The following is a 17,654-nucleotide window of genomic DNA, read 5'->3' as shown; positions in this document are numbered from 1 at the left end:
GTCGGGGCGGGGGCAGGCCGGGGCCCGCCCCCGCCGGGGGGTGTGACTAGTTGCCGCTGACCGCGTTGGCCTCCTCGACCGCCTGGTCGAGCGCCTCCTGCGCGGAGAGGTCACCGGTCATCGCGAGCTGGACCTTGCCGACCACGATCGCCTTGACCCGGTCGTCGTACTGCACGGGCAGCAGGTTCTGCGCCCCGTCGAGCTGCTCGGCCGAGACGCGACGAGCCTTGGACTCGACGGTTCCGTCCGAGTCGTCCGTGAAGTACGGGTCGGCCAGGGCGTCCTTGACGGACGGGAAGATGGTCACGATCTTCGAGAACGCCAGCTGGTTCTCGGCGTTGGTCATGAACTCGGCGAACTTCAGCGCGGTCGCCTGGTTCTCGCTCGACGTCGGCACCATCAGGCCCATGACGGACATGTTGGCCGCGTCGGACGCACCGGTGATCTGCGGGCCGACGCCCGTCGCCTCGGCGATCTCCGGCGCGTTCTCCTCGATGATGGTGAGGAAGTTCGGGCCCGAGGGGAAGAGTGCGACCTGGCCGGCCTGGTACGCCTCGGTCTCCTTGGCGTGGTCCTCGGTCAGCGAGTCGGGCGGGAACACGCCGTCCTGGTAGAGCTCGGCGAGCTTCTCGACGTGCTCGACGGCCTCGGGCGTGTTGAACGTCCAGGTCGTCCCGTCGTCGGCGAGGACGGGCACGCCCTCCTTCGCGAGGTCGAGCATGAAGCGGTTCTCGAGCGCGGGGTGCATGCCGTACACCTCGCCGTCGGAGCTCTCGCTGATCGTCGTCGCCGAGGCGTAGAGCTCGTCGAACGTCGCCGGAGGCGTCTCGGGGTCGAGGCCCGCGGCCTCGAACTCGTCCGTGTTGTACATCGTGACCTCGGAGGTGAGGTACCAGGGGAAGCCGAACGACCCCTCCTGGCTGGGCACCTGGAACGCGTCCCACGCACCGGCGACGTAGTCCTCGCGGAGCTCGGGGACGGCGGTGTCGAGGTCGACGAACAGGCCCTCGGACTCGAGAGGCTGGGCGAAGTTCGGGTTGAGGTTGATGACGTCGGGGAGGGTCCCGGCCGAGGCGTCGGTGGCGATCTTCTCCTGCGCACCCTGGAACGGGATGTCGATCCACTCGACCTCGGTCCCCGGGTACTCGGCCTCGAAGTCGTCGATGACTCCGTCGATGTACTCCGTGAACGTCGGCTTGAGCTGCAGGGTCGAGAACGTGATCTTCCCCGTGATCTCCTCCGCGGCGGCGGACTCCGCGGGTTCCGCAGTGTCGTCCGACTCCCCCGAGTCGAGACCGCAGGCGGTCAGTGTGAGCGTGGTGACGGCAAGCAGGGCGAGCCCGCTGCGCCAGGAACGAGTAGTCATGTCACTCCATCGTTGACGTGGCGCCTCAACTTCGAGGCGAAAGTGGTCCGTACCAGTGATGAGGACACTAGGGAAAGCCGCGGTTGAGGTCAACAGGTCGGAGAATATTGGTCCGTACCAGTTTGGTAACGACTCCAGAGTCCCGTGCGCGACGACCCGCGCCCGGGAAGAATTCGGCCCCGCGGCTAGACTCACCAAGGTGGCAGACTGGTTCGAACGCGCTATCGCCGAGAGCGAGTCGAACGAGGCCGCGCGCGATCTCGACTGGGCCCGCACGCCGATCGGCGATCCCTCGACCTGGCCGCCCGCCCTGCGTAGCGCGGTGCAGATGTGCTTCGGCACGCAGTTTCCCGTCCTCGTGGCCTGGGGCGACGAGCTCACGATGATCTACAACGACGCGTTCCGAATGATGCTCGGGCGTGACCTGCACCCCCGTGCGATGGGTGCCCGGCTCGCCGACATCTGGGGCGGAATCTGGCCGACGATGGGCCCGCGGGTCCGCGACGTCCTCGAGACGGGACGCGCGAGCTGGGACGTCGACCTGCCCCTGCGCATCCGCCGGTCCGGATTCGTCGAGGAGACCCGGTTCACGTTCTCGCTCAGCCCGCTGCGCGACGCGGACGGCTCGGTCAGCGGGATCATCGACATCGCCTGGGAGACGACCGACGTCGTGGTGGACCGGCGCCGGCTGCGGACGCTGCGCACCCTGTCGACGGCGCTCGGCAGCATCGGGGACGACACGCGGTCGATCCCGGCCGTGACCAGCGAGGTCCTGACGGCCAGCAGCGACCTCGAGGGCGCACAGGTCTACCTGCGCGAGCCCGACGGGACGTTCCCCGCCGCGCACCCGCGCTACACGGGCCTCGTCGCCGACGCCGTCCGCGAGGTCGCCGAGGTGGCCCTGCCACGCTGGGTCGGCACCACCCTGGTCGCACCGCTGTCCAGCACCCCCGACCCGGCGGGCGTGATCGTGCTCGACGGGAGCTCGAGCTATCCATTCAACGACACCCAGCGGTCGTTCCTGGCGCTGATCGCCCACTCCGTCGACTCCGCGCTGAGCCACAGCCTCACGCACCAGCGCGAGGTGGCGACCGTCCAGGGCGTCTCGGACGCTCTCCAGGAGGCGATCGCGCCGGGGACCCCGGACTCGCCCCGGTGGGCCGTGCGCTACCGACCGGCCGACCACCATCTGTCGATCGGGGGCGACTGGTACGACGTCGTCACGCTCGACAACGCGACCTACGGCGTCGTGGTCGGCGACTGCGTCGGGCACGGGCTCGAGGCGGCGGTGCTGATGGGCCAGCTCCGCAGCGCCGGACGCGCCCTGTTCCTCGCCGACCTCGGGCCCGCGCACACCCTCACGGACCTCGACGCGTTCGCGAGCACGGTTCCCGGCGCCGAGTGCACGAGCGTGTTCTGCGGGATCGTGGACACGGACGCGGGCACGGTGACGTACTCGTCGGCCGGTCACCCTCCGGGCCTCGTGGTCGGTGCTGACGGCACGGCACGCTGGCTCGAGGACGCGCGCGGGGCACCGCTGACGATCGCCACCCGCCGGCGCACGGAGGCCGTCGCCGCGCTGTCCCCCGGCGACACCGTCATCCTCTACAGCGACGGCCTGGTCGAACGCCGGGGCGAGTCGCTGCGGGAGGGGTTCGCGCGGCTCGAGCGGTACGCGCTCGAGCTCGTTCCGCAGCACGACCTCGCGTCGCTGCCGGACGCGCTCCTGGCCGCCCTCGTCCCGGGGGTGGCCAAGGACGACGTCGCGATCGTCGTGTACCGCGCCGGTCCCTGAGCCTGACCGGCGCCCTCCGCGTCGGCCGCGCGAGGTCGGCGGGCTCGGTCTACGGTCGAGTCCCGACGATCGGAGGCTCTCATGGCGCAGTCTGTCCCACACTTGATCGTGCTCGACGTGAACGAGACGCTGAGCGACCTCTCCGGGATGCCGGACCGCTTCGAGGAGGTCGGCGCCCCGCGACACCTCGCCCCGCTGTGGTTCGCCTCCGTCCTGCGCGACGGGTTCGCGCTCGCCACGGCCGAGACGCGTGCGACGTTCGCCGAACTGGCCGAGCAGAACCTCCGCGGCCTGCTCGCACCTCTTGGCCTGGAGGATCCCGCCGAGGCCGTCGACACGGTCATGGCTGGTTTCGGCGAGATGGACGTCCACCCGGACGTCGGCCCGGGGCTGGAGGCCCTGCGCGCGCTGCGGATCCAGCTGGTGACGCTGAGCAACGGGTCGGCCGCCGTCGCCCACGGCCTGCTGGACCGCGCGGGCCTCGCGGACGCGGTCGACGACGTCCTGAGCGTCGAGGGTCAGAGCTGGTGGAAGCCCGCCCGCGAGGCCTACTCCCAGCCTCTCGCGGTGCGCGACGTCGCGGCCGAGGACGCCATGCTCGTGGCGGTCCACCCGTGGGACGTCGACGGGGCGGCACGCGCCGGGCTGCGCACGGCGTGGATCGACCGCGCCGGGGGCACGCCGTGGCCCGACGCGTTCACGCCGCCGGAGATCACGGCGTCGTCGCTGGTGGACCTGGCCGAGCAGCTCGAGTCGCCCTGACCCCCGAGCGGCCTGTGACCCGCTACCGCCAGGTAGCCCGGTCCGCGAACCGCTCCGCCGAGTCGGCGAACGCCGCGACCTCCTCCGGCGTCCAGCCGTCGAGGATCCCTTCGAGGCGGGCGAGCCGGAACTCGACGGCGCGCTGCAGCATCGCGAGTCCGCGCGCGGTCGGCTCGACGAGCATCGTGCGCCGGTCGGCCTGCGAGGGTGTCCGCACGACGGCGCCGGCGTCCACGGCGGTGCCGACGAGCCGGCTCGCAGTCGAGTGCGTGACGACGAGGGCCTCGGCGACGTCCTTGACGCTCGCGGGCGCGGCGCGGACGGCCGCGTCGACCACGAGGAGGGTCGAGAGCTCGACCCGGTCGTCGCCGTCGGGCAGCACCGGGGGCGCGGTGAGGAACCGTCGGAGCCGCAGGAGGGCGCGGTCGAGGCGCTCGACGTCCTTCTCAGAACTGCTCATAGATGTATACTACATACAAGTTTCCACCCCGAGGAAGAAGGCGGACCACGCCATGACCATTCTTGTGACCGGTGCCAGCGGCAACGTCGGCGGAGCGGTGACGCGCGCGCTCGACGCCGCGGGTGTCGCCTACGCCGTCGCCGAGCGGCCCGGCTTCGACTTCACGGACCCCTCCACGTGGGCCTCCACGTTCGACGGCGTCGAGTCGATGTTCCTGGTCCGCCCGCCCGCGATCGGCAACGTCAAGCGCGACCTGCTGCCTTCGCTCGCCGCCGCCCGCGACGCCGGCGTGAAGCACGTCGTGTTCCTCTCGCTCCAGGGCGCAGAGAAGAACAAGGTGGTCCCGCACGCCGCGGTGGAGGCCTGGCTCCGCGAGTCGGGGCTCTCGTGGACGTTCGTCCGCGCCTCCTTCTTCCACCAGAACCTCACGACGACGCACGTCACCGACGTCCGCGACCGTGACGACATCTTCGTCCCCGCCGGCAAGGGCGCGACGGCGTTCGTCGACGCCGAAGACGTCGGCGCGGTCGCGGCCGCGGCCCTGATCGACCCGGCGGCGCACCGCGACAAGGCGTGGACGGTCACCGGCCCCCGCGCGCTGACGTACACCGAGATCGCCGAGATCCTGACGCAGGAGCTCGGCCGCCCGATCACGTACGACCGCCCCGGCATCTGGCGGTACGTCCGGCACGCGCGCAAGGTCCTCGGCATGCCGCGCGGCATGGTCGCCGTGACCACCGCGATCTACACGACGGCGCGCCTCGGCATGGCCGCGGGGCTCACCACCGAGGTCCGCGAGGTCCTCGGCCGCGAGCCGATCGACTTCGTCGAGTTCGCGCACCGGGAGCGCGACGCCTGGATCCCGGAGGGTGACCGATGAGGATCGCACTGATCGGCGCCACCGGCCGGACCGGGCGGCTCGTCCTCGAGGACGCGCTGCGTCGGGGGCACGACGTCAGCGTGCTGGTCCGCGACAGTGCACGCCTGGCCCCGACCTCGCGGGAGGTCCGGGTCGTCGAGGGTTCCGTCACCGACGCGGAGTCCGTCGCGCGCCTCCTCGAGGGCTCCGACGCCGTCGTCTCCGCCCTGGGACCGACCGCCAAGGAGAGCGACCTGCACGCCGTGGCCGCACGGAACCTGGTCGCGGCGATGTCCGAGCACGGACCGCGCCGGTTCGTCGGCGTCTCCGGGGCGGGGATCGACGTCCCGGGCGACCAGAAGTCGGCGTCCGCCACGGCGATCAGCTGGCTGATCCAGCGTCTCGGTGGCGACGTCGTCAAGGACAAGCCCGCCGAGTACGCCGTGTGGGCGGCCAGCGGCCTGGACTGGACGCTCGTGCGACCACCGCGGCTCGTGGACGGGACCGCCGGGACCGGAGAGCTGGAGCACGACGCGCACCGGTCCACCCGGTCCACCAAGGTGGTGCGGGCCGACCTCGCGCGGTTCGTCCTCGACGTCGTCGAGCAGGGCCTCTACCTCGGCACCGCACCGTTCGTCGCCACGCCGAAGGGCTGAGCCGTCCTGCGCGAGCCGGTCTAGGCTCGACGCATGAGTGACGACCGAACGATGAAGGAGCGGATGCTCGCCGGCGACCTCTACCGGGTCGACGAGGAGCTCGCCGAAGAGCTCGCGCACGGCGCGCGCACCGTCCAGGCCTACAACGCGACGGACCCGACCGACGCCGTCGCGCGGCGCGAGATCCTCGTGGGGTTCCTGGGCGCCGTCGGGGAGGACACGGAGCTCCGGTCCCCCTTCTACTGCGAGTACGGCTACAACACGACGGTCGGGGCGCGCACGTTCTCGAACTTCGGCCTGATGTGCCTCGACGTCGCGCCCGTCACGATCGGCGACGACGTCAACATCGGCCCGAACGTCCAGCTCCTGACACCCACGCACCCGACCGATCCGGGCCCGCGCCGGGACAAGTGGGAGGGCGGCCGGCCCATCACGATCGGCGACAACGTGTGGCTCGGGGGCGGCGTCGTCGTCTGCCCCGGCGTGACGATCGGCGAGAACACCGTCGTCGGTGCGGGCTCCGTCGTCGTGCAGGACCTCCCGGCCGACGTCGTGGCCGTCGGGAACCCGGCGCGGATCGTCCGCCACCTCGGTGAGTAGCGACCCCACCCCGGCCGTGCCGCAGTCCCGGCGGCGCGTGACGGCCGAGATCTGGATCGTCCTGGGGCTGAGCCTCGGCCAGTCGGCGGTCTACGCCGTCGTGAACATCGTCGCGCGGCTGACCGCCGACACGGCTCTCGCCGACCAGACGACCCAGCTCAACCCGACACGCTCCGTGCGGCCGTACCTCGACCTGACGTACCAGCTGCTCGGGATCGCGTTCGCCCTCGTTCCCGTCGCGCTGGCGCTCTACCTGCTCTCGGCGCGTGGTCGCTCGGTGCGCGACGCGCTCGGGATCGACGGCAGCCGTCCCGGCCGCGACGTCGGCTGGGGGTTCGCCCTCGCCGCGGCCGTCGGCATCCCCGGGCTCGCGTTCTACGTCCTCGGACGTGCGATCGGCATCACCGTGGAGGTGCAGGCCTCTGGGCTCGACGCCTACTGGTGGACCGTGCCGGTGCTGATCCTCGCAGCGCTCAAGAACGCGATCCTCGAGGAGGTGATCGTCGTTGGGTACCTGCGCGAGCGGCTCACCGACCTCGGGTGGGGGCGCTGGCAGTTCATCGCCACCAGCTCACTGCTGCGCGGCAGCTATCACCTGTACCAGGGCATCGGACCGGCGATCGGGAACGTCGCGATGGGAGTCCTGTTCTCCTGGTTCTACACCTCACGGTGGGGACGACACCGCGTCGGCCCGCTGATCGTCGCCCACACCCTGCTCGACGTCGTCGCGTTCGTCGGGTACGCGGCGCTGCCCGCGGAGTGGCGGGACGCGCTCGGGATCTAGCCGTGCCCGGCAGGCCCGCCGTCGGTCAGACGTCTCGCCGCGGCTCCTCGGGGGGATCCTCGAGCGTCGAGTGCTCGTCGTCGTGGCGGTGGATCCGCGCGCTGTCCGGGTCGGGCCGGGTCGAGGCCGGCTCCTGTCCGGTCGCGGACGGGTCCTCTCCGGTCGCGGACGGGTCGCCGGAGAGCTCGCCCTCGGGGAGCGTCGCCGGGGCCTGCGTACTGGCCTCGCGCGCGTCGATTCCGACGGGCCGCGTGTCGGGCCGGTCGTCCACCACCGCGACCGGCTCGTCCTCCTCGACGACGACGGCGTCGACCTCGGGCCGCAGCTCGGCCTGCGAGACCGTGGAGACCGCACCCGACGCGCCGAGGACAAATCCTCCGGTCAGCTCGATACCGAGATTTTCTGCCTGTTTGCGAAGATTGTCGATCTCCCGCGCGACGGCGCGCGTCGCAAAACCGGAGACCATCAGGATCGCGCCGGAGACGAACGCGAAGAGCCCGAGCACCACGCACGTAAACGAGACGACCTGGAGATCGCCCAGGTCCTGCGTGATCAGCGTGATTCCGAAAAGCGCCGAGACGATGCCGAAGACCGCCATCCACGAGCTGCCGAGATCACGGTTTCGCGACAGATACATCGCACCCACGATCGACGCGATGCCGAGCACCAGCACCCAGACGACGAGCAGCCAGTACTGGCCGACGGCAGTGATGTCCCAGAACTGCCCCCAGAGCAGGATCGCCGCACCGAAGGCCACGTTGACCACGGCCTGGACCAGCCACCACTGGGCCCCGAGCTGCCGACGGTGCGAGAACCACTGCAGGATCAGCACCACACCGTCGACCGCGAGGAAGATCCCGAACAACCACGGCGTCGTCGAAATGTCCTGCAGCGGAGGAATCAGCAGAAGGACACCGAGAACGATGTACAGGAGACCGCGCAGCACGGGAATCCACCAGACACGCCGAAATTGGCGAGGCTGCTTCTGCGCGGACTTTTCCTTCGAGCGTGCCATTCGATGCCTCGATACCTGGGTGGAGTTCTTTGTCGCATCGTCGCAGAACGGACGGGTCGGCGCGCGGCGGCGACGACCCGGCGTCTAGAATCGCCCGTATGCCCACGCATGACTACGCCTCCGGGGCACCCGGGTCACAGGTCGTCGGGGCAGCGAATTCCTCCGCAGAGGACGAGACGGTCCGGATCGTCGACACCACCACGCACCGGGTCAGGAACCCGCGCGACCTGCTGTCGATGATCGTCTCGGCCGTCGCCGTCGTCCTCGTCCTCTTCATGGCGGTCTACGCGCACGGCACGACCTCGGGCGTCACCGAGGACGTGCGCGGGTTCAGCGACCTGCTCGCCACCCTCCTCGACATCCCCGTCGCCGTCCTCGAGCTGATCGTGACCCTGCTCGCCCCCGCCGCCGTGCTCGTCGAGCTCGCGGTCCGGCGCCTCGGACGTCAGGTGGTCGAGTCGATCGTCGCCGCGTTGTCCGGGTACGTCCTCGGCGCGCTCCTCATCGCCGGCCTGTCCGCGTGGGCGACGCCGTCGCTGCTGCAGGGGCTCTCGGTCGGGTACGTCGTCTCCGACACCCCCGCCATCCCCATCTACGCCGTCTCCCTCGGCGCGATGCTCACCGTCGCGGGCCCCCGGACCCGGCGCCGCACCGTCGCCTGGGCGTGGAACCTGCTCTTCTTCACGCTCGCCATCCTCGTGATCACCAACCTGGTGTCCCTGCCGGGCGTGCTCGTCGCCCTCGCGCTCGGCCGTCTCGTCGGCTTCGCGGTCCGGTACGCCTCGGGGGTGCGCAGCGAGCGCGCGTACGACGGCGAGCTCGCGACCGCCGTACGCCGCGCCGGGTTCACGCCCGCCGCACTCGTCCGCGTGCACGACGTCACGACGCCCGCGGGCCGGCTCGAGGCGTCGACCGACCCGATGACGACGGTCACCGACGACGGCGAGAGCCAGGAGCCCGTCCACATCGGGCCCGTCGTGCGTCCCGACGTCGAGCACCCGGTCACGCTGACCGAGGACGCGACCCTCGCCCCGGACCTGCTGCCGGCCGAGCAGACCGTCGACCCCGCGTCGTCGGACCCCGCCGCCATCGCCCTGAGCCGGATCGGCGATCACCGCGTCTACGCCCTGTTCACCCCGCTCGGGTCCCGCCGCGACGTCGTCGTCCTCGACGGCGACCGACAGGTCGTCGGGTTCCTCACCCGCCTGTGGCGGATGCTGCGCCTGCGCGGGGTCGAGGGGCGCGCCGCGATCTCCCTGCGCGCCGTCGCCGAGCGCTATGCCCTGCTCAGCTATGCCGCGACCGCCGCCGGGGTGCGGACACCCAGGCTCGTCGGGATCGGCGAGGCCGCCGACTCGATCGTCCTCGTGCAGCAGCACCCCGCCGGCGCTGTCTCGCTGCGGGACGTCAGCGACGCCCAGCTCACCGACGACGTCCTGACGGAGACCTGGCGCCAGCTGCGGACCGCGCACTCCGCCGGGCTCGCCCACCGCGCCCTCAACGCCGACGGCATCCTGCTCGGTCACGGGACGGACGCCCGGCCCGAGGTCTGGCTGACGGGCTGGGAACAGGGAGACGTCGCCTCCACCGAGCTCGCCCGCCGGATGGACCTGACGCAGATGATCGCGCTCCTCGCCCTCCGCGTCGGGGCCGAGCGCGCCGTCGCGTCCGCGGCCCGCGTGCTGCCCGAGGACGACATCACCGCGATCGGGCCGCTGCTGCAGCCCGTCGCACTCCCCCGCTCCACCCGTGAGGACCTGCGCCGCAACAAGGACCTGCTCAAGCAGCTGCGCGCCGCACTGGTGGAGCGACTGCCGAAGACCGACGTCGAGCCGATCCAGCTGACCCGGTTCGGCACGCGCACGATCGTCACGCTGACCCTGACGATCGTGGTGGCGACCGTCGTCATCACCCAGATCAACATCGAGCAGATCTCGAGCGCCGTCGCCGACGCCAACCCCTGGTGGGCCGTCGCGTCGTTCCTGCTCGGCCTGCTGACATGGATCGGCTCCGCCCTCGCGTTCGTCGCCTTCTCCCCCGTCAAGCTCTCGATGCTGCGGGCGACGGCGGTGCAGGCCGCGGGCTCGTTCGTCGCACTCGCGGCCCCCGCGGGCGTCGGCGCCGCAGCGCTGAACCTGCGCATGATCACGCGGCGCGGGGTCGAGACCCCGTTGGCCGTGGCGACCGTCGCCGTCGTGCAGGTCTCCCAGTTCGTGGTCACGATCGCGCTGCTGCTCGTCCTGAGCGTCTTCACCGGCGAGGGCGGCCTGGTCCAGACCCCGTCGACGACGGTGCTGATCGCGATCGGCGGGGTGGCCGTCGCGATCATCGCCGTGCTCCTGGTCCCTGCCGTGCGCACCTGGCTGTGGAAGAAGATCCGGCCCACCCTGCAGCAGGTCTGGCCCCGGCTCAGCGACATCCTCGGTCAGCCCTGGCGCCTGACGATGGGCATCATCGGCAACCTGACGCTGACCATGAGCTACGTGCTCGCGTTCGACGCCGCGCTGGCCGCCTTCGGCCAGGACCTCAGCCTGATCGACGCCGCGATCATCTACCTCGTCGGCAACGCGGCCGGGGCGGCCGTCCCGACGCCCGGCGGCCTGGGGACCATCGAGCTCGCCCTGACCGCCGGCCTCACGGCGGCCGGCATCCCGCCGGCCATCGCGGCCTCCGTGACCGTGCTGTTCCGGCTCGCGACGTACTGGGCCCGGATCCCCTTCGGCTGGGTCGCGATGCGGGTGCTGCAGCGGACCGGGGACCTGTAAGCGTTCTCGGCCCTGCGCGAAATCACTCCCCCTCCGCACCCGGAAGAGGCCCCCGGGTGCGACGGTGGAAGCATGAGCACACCCACGAGCACCCAGATCACCCTCGCGTCCCGCCCGACCGGCTGGCCGACGCACGAGAACTTCGCGGTCGCCACCATCGAGCTGCCCGAGCTCGTCGCGGGCGAGGTCCGCGTCGCCAACGAGTTCCTCTCCGTCGACCCGTACATGCGCGGGCGGATGAACGACGTGAAGTCCTACGTCCCGCCCTTCGCGATCGGAGCGCCGCTCGACGGCGGAGCGGTCGGCCGCGTCGTCGAGTCCGCCTCCGACGACCTCGCCGTCGGCGACGTCGTCCTGCACCAGCGCGGCTGGCGCGACGTCGCCCAGGGCGACGCGTCCGAGTTCCGGCGCGTCGACGAGATCCCCGGCGTCCCGCTCTCCGCCTACCTCGGCGTCCTCGGCCTGACCGGCCTGACCGCCTACGTCGGCCTGACGGTGATCGCGCCGGTCCAGGAGGGTGACACGGTCTTCATCTCCGGCGCCGCCGGAGCCGTCGGGAGCGCCGCGGGGCAGATCGCCCGCCTCAAGGGCGCGAGCCGCGTCGTCGGGAGCGCGGGCTCGGCCGAGAAGGTCGACCTCCTGACGAGCCGCTACGGGTTCGACGCCGCGCTGAACTACAAGGACGCACCGGTGCGCGAGCAGCTCCCCGCGCTCGTCCCCGACGGTGTCGACGTCTACTTCGACAACGTCGGCGGCGATCACCTCGAGGCCGCGCTCGACGTGATGAGCACCAACGGCCGCGTCGCGCTGTGCGGGGCGATCTCGCAGTACAACTCCACGGAGCGGGCCGCCGGCCCCGACAACATGTCCAACGTCGTCACACGGAGCCTGAGGCTGCAGGGATTCACCCTGGCCGCCTACTTCCACCACATGCCCGAGTTCGTGGCGGAGATGGGCCCGTGGCTGGCCAACGGCGACGTCGTCTTCGACGAGACCGTCGTGGACGCCCGCGACGACGTGTCGGGCACCATCGACGCGTTCCTCGGTCTCCTGCGCGGCGAGAACACCGGCAAGATGGTCGTTCGCACCGCCTGAGGGCGCCGGCGCGGTCACACGCCGCCCGAGACGGCACAGGGCTCGGCTCCCCGGTGGGGAGCCGAGCCCTGACGCGTGTACCGGGCTGCGCCCGGTGGTGCGGCGCGCCTCAGCGCGCCGCGGACGTCACTTCTGGACGGCCTTCTTCAGCACGGAGCCCGCGCTGACCTTCACGCCGTAACCGGCCGGGATCGAGATCTCCTCGCCCGTGCGGGGGTTGCGGCCGGTGCGAGCGGCACGCTCGACACGCTCGACCGACAGCAGGCCGGTGACCTTGACCGCCTCGCCGGCTTCGAGCGACTCGACCAGGACAGCCTGGAGGGCGTCGACGGCCGCGCCGGCGTCGGCCTTCGTCAGGTTGGCCTTCTCGGCAATGGCAGAAACCAGATCAGACTTGTTGAGCGCCATGGGGTTCCTCTCTCGGATGACTCTGGGCTGACACGATCCCGGGTGATCCCGTGATGCGTCGCGCCCTACTGTGCCACCGATTCCGCCGACTTTCCGCACGGAACCGCGAATTTCCGCGTGTCGGAGGGCGATAAACGTCACGTATCGCCCCGCAGCGACGTCGCGGAGGCGTCGTATCGGTGCAGGTCAGTGCTGTCCGGCAGGCCCGTTGGGGTCGCGCGCCCGACGCACGGCGAGCACCACGACGGCGACGATCAGCGCCACGAGTCCCGCCGCACCGGCGATCAGACCCCACGGCGTGCCGTCGTCCGAGCCGTCCTCGCGGTCGACGGCCGTGATCGACGCGCTCGCCGTGTCGGTCTCCGTGGCCTCGGCCTCCGACGTCGCGGCGTCCTCGGCCTCCGTCGTCGCCTCGGCAGACTCGTCCGTCGTCCCCTCCACCTCCGGGACGTCGAGGTCGAACGAGAAGGACCCGTCGATCGGGTGGCCGTCGCTCGAGACGACCCGCCACGCGACGTCGTACGTCCCGCTCGTCAGGTCCTCCGGCAGCGGCTGCAGCACGTCGAACCCGTCGACCGTCGGGGTCGTGTCGGTCACGACCGCTCCCGACTCGTCCGTCACGACGACCTCCGGAGAGACCTCGAGTGGCTCTGAGCTGAATGTCAGGGCGATCTCGCTCGGCACCTCGGTCAGCGTGGCGCCGTCCTCGGGGCTCGTCCCGGTGATCGTGTCGTGCGCGGCGGCCGGTGCTGCGAGCAGCACCGCGGCGGCGAGCGCCGTGGCGATCGCAGCGAAGGGGCGGAGGGCGCGACGAGAACGCGCGGAACGTGAAGCAGACATGCGCCCAGACTAGCGTTCGGCTGTCGCCGCCCGGCCCACGGTGCAAGAGTGGCCGGATGAGCACCGTGATCACGTTCGACACCTTCGGCGGACCCGAGGTCCTGCAGGTGTCCGAGACCGAGATCCCCGAGCCGGGCCCGGGGCAGCTGGTCGTCGCGAACCGCGTGGTGGGGATCAACCCCGCTGACGCAAAGATGCTCGCCGGGCTCTTCGGCCCGCAACGATTTCCCGCGACTCCGGGATTCGAGGCCGCGGGCACGGTGCACGCCGTCGGTCCCGACGTCACGGGCTTCTCGGTCGGCGACGAGGTTCTCTGGCACGGCAGCGGCGCACAGCGCGAGCACGCGCTCGTGCAGGCCGCCCACGCGCTCGTGCTCCCCGAGTCCGTGAGCCACGAGCAGGGGGCCGTCCTCCCGGTCGCCGCGGCCACGGCCTTCTCCGCCCTCGCGCAGATAGACCTCCGGCCCGAGCAGACGGTGCTGATCCACGGCGCCTCGGGCGGGGTCGGCACCGCGGCCGTCCAGATCGCGCTCGCCCTCGGGGCGCGCGTCGTCGGCACCGCCTCACCCCGCAACCACGACTACCTCCGCGAGCTCGGGGCCGAGCCCGTCACGTACGGGGACGGTCTCGTGGACGCGGTCCGCAACCTGGGTGGCGTCGACGCCGTCGTCGACCTCGCCGGGACACCTGACGCCGTGGCCGCCACGGTCGAGCTCCTCGACGACCTCCAGCGCTCCGTGACGACCGTGGGCGGACCGAAGGCTGACGCCGCCGGGATCCCGATGAAGGTCGACGCCAAGGGGGCGCTCGCCGAGGTGCTGGCGCTCGCCGAGAGCGGTCGCCTGCGGACCGAGATCGAGGCACGCTACCCGCTGACCGACGCCGCCGAGGCGCTGCGCGCGGTGATGGACGGACACGTGCGCGGCAAGGTCGTGCTCACCGTCTGACCGCGTGATAGCGAAGACGGGGTTTCGACGAGCTCAACCCCCGCCGGTCGAGCTCAACGACCGTCGGTCGAGCTCACCCACCGTCGGTCGAGCCTGTCGAGACCCCGCTCCGACGAGCTCAACGACCGTCGGTCGAGCCTGTCGAGACCACTCCGTCTCGACAGGCTCGACGAGCGACGGGCCCGACGAGCGACAGGCTCGACGAGCGACGGGTCAGCCGAACATCCCCTGGGCCGCCGCGGCGTCGTACACCGTCTGCGCGATGAGCCCCTGCCCGCTCACCGACGGGTGGAACCCGTCGAGGGTGGAGAGGTTCCCGAGCGAGAACGACGTCGCATGGACGGCGCCGCGGTCGCTCCAGACCTGCGGGTCCGCGGCAGCGATGGCCTCGAGCTCTGCGTTAAGCCCGTCGATGCTCTCGCCGACGGCCGCGAGCCGATCCTGCGTGGCCGCCGAGCTGCTGCGCGGGTCGCCGAGGACGATCGAGCAGTGGTCCCACGCGGCCCAGCGGACACGCGTGCGCCAGTCGCCCTTGCCCACGTCGCGCAGTCGCTCGAGGTCGGGGACGGAGACGAGGAGGACGTCGACGTCGGGAGCGGTGGACCGCACGACGTCGATCGCGTCCTGGACGTCGGCCGCGTACTCCGCGGGGTCCGGCAGGTCGTCGACCCCGGAGGCGCCGCAGACGTCGTTGGCACCGATCATGACGGTCGCGACGTCAGGGCGGACCCACCGGGCGCGGGCCGCCTGGTCGTGCAGGTCGCCGGCGGTCGCGCCGAGCTCCGCGAACGTCAGCGCGTAGACGTCACCGCCGTCCGTCCGGAGGCGCTCGGCGAGCGGGTTCACCGACGCACTGGTCCCGGTGGCCCACGAGTACGTGGACCGCAGGCGGAGCGAACCGTCGGCGCCGAACCCGCGGGAGATCGAGTCGCCGAGGGAGACGACGACGTCGGGCGGGTCGGACGCCTCGGCGGCGTTTGCCGGAACGGCGGCGACGGTGAGCGTCGCCGCGGCGGCGGCGATCAGCGCGATGCTTCGACGGACGGGGTTCATGGCACTCCTCGACGGTGAGTTGTGACGCGGGTCACTTCGAGGATGGCACCGGTGCCGACTCGTCGCCCGTCCGGCGCGGCACACGGATCCCGACGAGGGCGAGCGCGCCCAGGCACAGCGCGGCAGCTGCGACCGCGAACCCCCAGGCGAGCGACGTCGCACCGGCCAACGCGCCGATCGCGAGGCTCGCCACCACTCCCCCGCTCTGCAGCGCCATCGAACTGACCGACAGGATCGTCGCCCGCTCCGCGGAGCTCACCGACCGGTGCGTCAGGTTCTCGATGAGCGGACCACCGATGCCGAGGAATACGTAGAAGACGACGAACGCCGTCGCCGCCACCCCGAGCACCGGCACCGCCACGGCCGCGAGCGCCACCGAGCCGAGCACCGCCGCGACCACCACGCCGCGCGAGTCGGACCGCGTCACCCGGCGCACGGCCGGCGCGAGCGCGGACCCGAGGGCCGACCCTCCGAACCCGAGCGTCACCAGCACCGCGTACGGCGCCGCGGCCGCTGCCTCGCCGCCGAGGAGCTCGGCGAACGCGTTCGGTGCCAGCAGCTCGATGCCGGCCAGGGCGACCCCGAGGCCCACCGTGAACGTCATGATGCGCCGCAACGTCCGGTGGTGCACCGCCAGCCGCAGACCCCGCGCGACCGTCGCCGGGACGTCCGCGACGACGTCTCGCAACGTCGCACGCCGCTCCCGGGGCACGTCCCGGACCCAGACCGCCACCATCACCAGATGCACGAGGCCCAGGGCCGCAGCCAGCAGGAAGGGGGTCGAGAGCGCGATCAGCACGGCGTCGTCGGTCGGGAACGGCGAGACGGCGACGACGCCACCACCCACGAGCGCACCGACGCCCAGGCCGAGAGACTCCGCCACCCCGGCGCGAGAGAGCCCCGGCGTCAGGTCCGCGTCCCGGTCGACGGCGTGAACGGCGTCGACGTACCAGGCCTGCAGCGGGCCCGAGTCGAGCGCCCGCGCCGCACCGAAGACGGCGTAGGCGACACCGAGGGCCAGGGCGGAGGTCCCGGTCGCGAGCAGGAGCAACGCGACGAACGTCATCGCGGACGAGATCACCAGCACCGGTCGGCGTCCGACCACGTCTGCGAGACCACCTGTCGGGAGCTCGAGAACGAGGGTCACGACGCTGTATACGGCACCGAGCAGCCCGATGGTCGCCAGGTCGAGGCCGCGCTCGCGCATCAGGAGCACGAGCACCGGGATGACGACGCCGGTCGGGAACCACCGCAGTGCGGTGAGCAGGACGAAGCGCCGCCGGGCGCGCAGGAGGCCACTGTCGGTTGAGCCTGTCGCCCCGCCGGTTGAGCCTGTCGAAACCGAGGGCTCGCCAGGCTCGCCGCGACGCTCGGGCCGACTCACTCGGCACGCTCCTCGGCCCGACGTCCGGCGAACCCCGCATAGGCGTAGGCGAAGAACCGGACGAGCCGCGCGGCATCGGGACGGGCGGTCGCGTCGTCCTCGCGGTGCTCGTACTCCCCGAAGATGTCGTAGATCCGCTGCGTGACGTCGCGGAGCTCGTCCGGGGTGAGCCACGCGAGCATGTCTGTCGACAGGGCGGCGTCGCGCCACTCGGCGGGCTCGGCGGCGTCGTTCTCGCGGTAGCGGCGCCAGGAGTCGAAACGGAACTCGTCGACGGTCTGCGCCAGCAGTCGCCCGGCCGAGCGACCGGCGGCCGTCGACTCGTCCCACCGGATCCCGCCGTCACGGGACTTCCACGGGCGCTCGCGGCCGTGGCCGCCGTCCGCGGGCTCGACGTGTCCGTACCGGGCGAGCTGGCGCAGGTGGTACGAGCAGGACGCCGGGGACTCGCCCAACTTCTCGGCGCACTGGCTCGCGGTCAGCGGCCCTTCGGCAAGCAGGTCGATGAGGGCGAACCGCAGCGGGTGCGCGAGGGCGCGGAGCTCGCGGGGGTCGGTGATGTCGCGGACGGGCCATGCCGGCGTCGGCCGTGCCGCCTCCCCGCCGGGGGTCGGCTCGCCGTCGTGCGGGGCATGGTCGGGAGTCTGCGCTGCGGTCATGCATTGAAAGTACTCTTTCGAAAGAACTCTTTCAACACCGGTGGGAAAACTGCCGACCACGTGGTTGCGGCCACCAACAGAGTCAGATGGGGTCGACAACCACGTGGTCGGCAGAGTTGAGGTAGGGCTGGCGTCTCGACAGGCTCGACGGACGGAACGACAGACCCGCGTCTCGACAGGCTCGACGAACGGAACGACAGGCCCGC

The 17,654-nt window shown here is 71.7% G+C and carries 17 protein-coding genes; 9 read left to right on the top strand and 8 right to left on the bottom strand.

Features of this window, described 5'->3' with window-relative positions; genetic code table 11:
- Window positions 1-46: 46 nt before the first annotated feature.
- Window positions 47-1,366: an ABC transporter substrate-binding protein gene (locus Q343_RS0101340; RefSeq protein ID WP_029251794.1), complete on the bottom strand. Its 1,320-nt coding sequence runs from the start codon at window positions 1,364-1,366 to the stop codon at window positions 47-49.
- Window positions 1,367-1,565: 199 nt separating this feature from the next.
- Between Q343_RS0101340 and Q343_RS0101335 the strand changes: the two genes are divergently transcribed.
- Together Q343_RS0101335 and Q343_RS0101330 are read left to right on the top strand one after the other, a co-directional pair.
- On the top strand, window positions 1,566-3,161 hold the full coding sequence (locus Q343_RS0101335) for a SpoIIE family protein phosphatase (RefSeq protein ID WP_029251793.1): 1,596 nt from the start codon (window positions 1,566-1,568) through the stop codon (window positions 3,159-3,161).
- 108 nt (window positions 3,162-3,269) lie between these two features.
- A complete protein-coding gene (locus Q343_RS0101330) occupies window positions 3,270-3,923 on the top strand; it encodes a haloacid dehalogenase type II (protein ID WP_248616715.1) in 654 nt (217 codons plus the stop codon).
- Window positions 3,924-3,945: 22 nt separating this feature from the next.
- On the opposite strand, the gene Q343_RS0101325 is transcribed toward Q343_RS0101330, so the two are convergent.
- Window positions 3,946-4,383, bottom strand: a complete 438-nt coding sequence (locus Q343_RS0101325; protein ID WP_052366752.1) for a MarR family winged helix-turn-helix transcriptional regulator — start codon at window positions 4,381-4,383, stop codon at window positions 3,946-3,948.
- A 52-nt stretch (window positions 4,384-4,435) separates the two neighbouring features.
- Here Q343_RS0101325 and Q343_RS0101320 point away from each other — a divergent pair, with 52 nt between their 5' ends.
- From Q343_RS0101320 to Q343_RS0101305, 4 genes are read left to right on the top strand one after another with little or no spacing between them, the layout of a single operon-like run.
- Window positions 4,436-5,263 carry an NmrA family NAD(P)-binding protein gene (locus tag Q343_RS0101320; protein ID WP_043109110.1) on the top strand — a complete coding sequence of 276 codons (828 nt, stop codon included), beginning with the start codon at window positions 4,436-4,438 and terminating at the stop codon, window positions 5,261-5,263.
- Window positions 5,260-5,898 carry an NAD(P)-dependent oxidoreductase gene (locus Q343_RS0101315; RefSeq protein WP_052366750.1) on the top strand — a complete coding sequence of 213 codons (639 nt, stop codon included), beginning with the start codon at window positions 5,260-5,262 and terminating at the stop codon, window positions 5,896-5,898. The genes Q343_RS0101320 and Q343_RS0101315 overlap by 4 nt, the downstream gene beginning before the upstream one ends.
- Window positions 5,899-5,931: 33 nt before the next feature.
- The gene (locus Q343_RS0101310; RefSeq protein ID WP_029251788.1) at window positions 5,932-6,498 is read left to right on the top strand and encodes a sugar O-acetyltransferase; all 567 of its coding nucleotides are present in this window, start codon (window positions 5,932-5,934) and stop codon (window positions 6,496-6,498) included.
- A complete protein-coding gene (locus Q343_RS0101305) occupies window positions 6,491-7,282 on the top strand; it encodes a CPBP family intramembrane glutamic endopeptidase (protein ID WP_029251787.1) in 792 nt (263 codons plus the stop codon). The genes Q343_RS0101310 and Q343_RS0101305 overlap by 8 nt, the downstream gene beginning before the upstream one ends.
- Window positions 7,283-7,307: 25 nt before the next feature.
- Here Q343_RS0101305 and Q343_RS14320 read toward each other — a convergent pair whose 3' ends face one another.
- Window positions 7,308-8,297 carry an HdeD family acid-resistance protein gene (locus Q343_RS14320; RefSeq protein ID WP_081829542.1) on the bottom strand — a complete coding sequence of 330 codons (990 nt, stop codon included), beginning with the start codon at window positions 8,295-8,297 and terminating at the stop codon, window positions 7,308-7,310.
- A gap of 98 nt (window positions 8,298-8,395) precedes the next feature.
- On the opposite strand from Q343_RS14320, the gene Q343_RS0101295 reads away from it, so the two are divergent.
- Complete coding sequence (locus Q343_RS0101295) at window positions 8,396-11,062, top strand: lysylphosphatidylglycerol synthase transmembrane domain-containing protein (RefSeq protein ID WP_029251785.1); 2,667 nt, start codon at window positions 8,396-8,398, stop codon at window positions 11,060-11,062.
- Between the two features lie 72 nt (window positions 11,063-11,134).
- Complete coding sequence (locus tag Q343_RS0101290) at window positions 11,135-12,157, top strand: NADP-dependent oxidoreductase (protein ID WP_029251784.1); 1,023 nt, start codon at window positions 11,135-11,137, stop codon at window positions 12,155-12,157.
- Between the two features lie 126 nt (window positions 12,158-12,283).
- Here Q343_RS0101290 and Q343_RS0101285 read toward each other — a convergent pair whose 3' ends face one another.
- Together Q343_RS0101285 and Q343_RS0101280 are read right to left on the bottom strand one after the other, a co-directional pair.
- Window positions 12,284-12,565: an HU family DNA-binding protein gene (locus Q343_RS0101285; protein WP_029251783.1), complete on the bottom strand. Its 282-nt coding sequence runs from the start codon at window positions 12,563-12,565 to the stop codon at window positions 12,284-12,286.
- A 186-nt stretch (window positions 12,566-12,751) separates the two neighbouring features.
- Window positions 12,752-13,405: a copper resistance CopC family protein gene (locus Q343_RS0101280; protein WP_043109108.1), complete on the bottom strand. Its 654-nt coding sequence runs from the start codon at window positions 13,403-13,405 to the stop codon at window positions 12,752-12,754.
- A gap of 56 nt (window positions 13,406-13,461) precedes the next feature.
- Here Q343_RS0101280 and Q343_RS0101275 point away from each other — a divergent pair, with 56 nt between their 5' ends.
- Window positions 13,462-14,352, top strand: coding sequence for an NADP-dependent oxidoreductase (locus tag Q343_RS0101275; RefSeq protein ID WP_029251781.1), 891 nt, complete (start codon window positions 13,462-13,464; stop codon window positions 14,350-14,352).
- A 213-nt stretch (window positions 14,353-14,565) separates the two neighbouring features.
- On the opposite strand, the gene Q343_RS0101270 is transcribed toward Q343_RS0101275, so the two are convergent.
- Genes Q343_RS0101270 through Q343_RS0101260 form a run of 3 tightly spaced genes read right to left on the bottom strand, consistent with a single transcriptional unit; the run spans window position 14,566 to window position 17,448 of the window.
- The gene (locus Q343_RS0101270) at window positions 14,566-15,405 is read right to left on the bottom strand and encodes an SGNH/GDSL hydrolase family protein (RefSeq protein WP_052366747.1); all 840 of its coding nucleotides are present in this window, start codon (window positions 15,403-15,405) and stop codon (window positions 14,566-14,568) included.
- A 31-nt stretch (window positions 15,406-15,436) separates the two neighbouring features.
- On the bottom strand, window positions 15,437-16,789 hold the full coding sequence (locus tag Q343_RS0101265) for an MFS transporter (protein ID WP_162175452.1): 1,353 nt from the start codon (window positions 16,787-16,789) through the stop codon (window positions 15,437-15,439).
- Entirely contained in the window at window positions 16,786-17,448 is a 663-nt protein-coding gene (locus tag Q343_RS0101260; protein WP_052366745.1) for an ArsR/SmtB family transcription factor, read from the bottom strand. Before Q343_RS0101260 ends, Q343_RS0101265 begins: the two co-directional genes overlap by 4 nt.
- Window positions 17,449-17,654 lie beyond the last annotated feature (206 nt).

The organism is Paraoerskovia marina DSM 21750, assembly GCF_000701465.1.
Lineage (GTDB): Bacteria > Actinomycetota > Actinomycetes > Actinomycetales > Cellulomonadaceae > Paraoerskovia > Paraoerskovia marina.
This window is presented reverse-complemented; position numbering and strand designations above follow the sequence as displayed.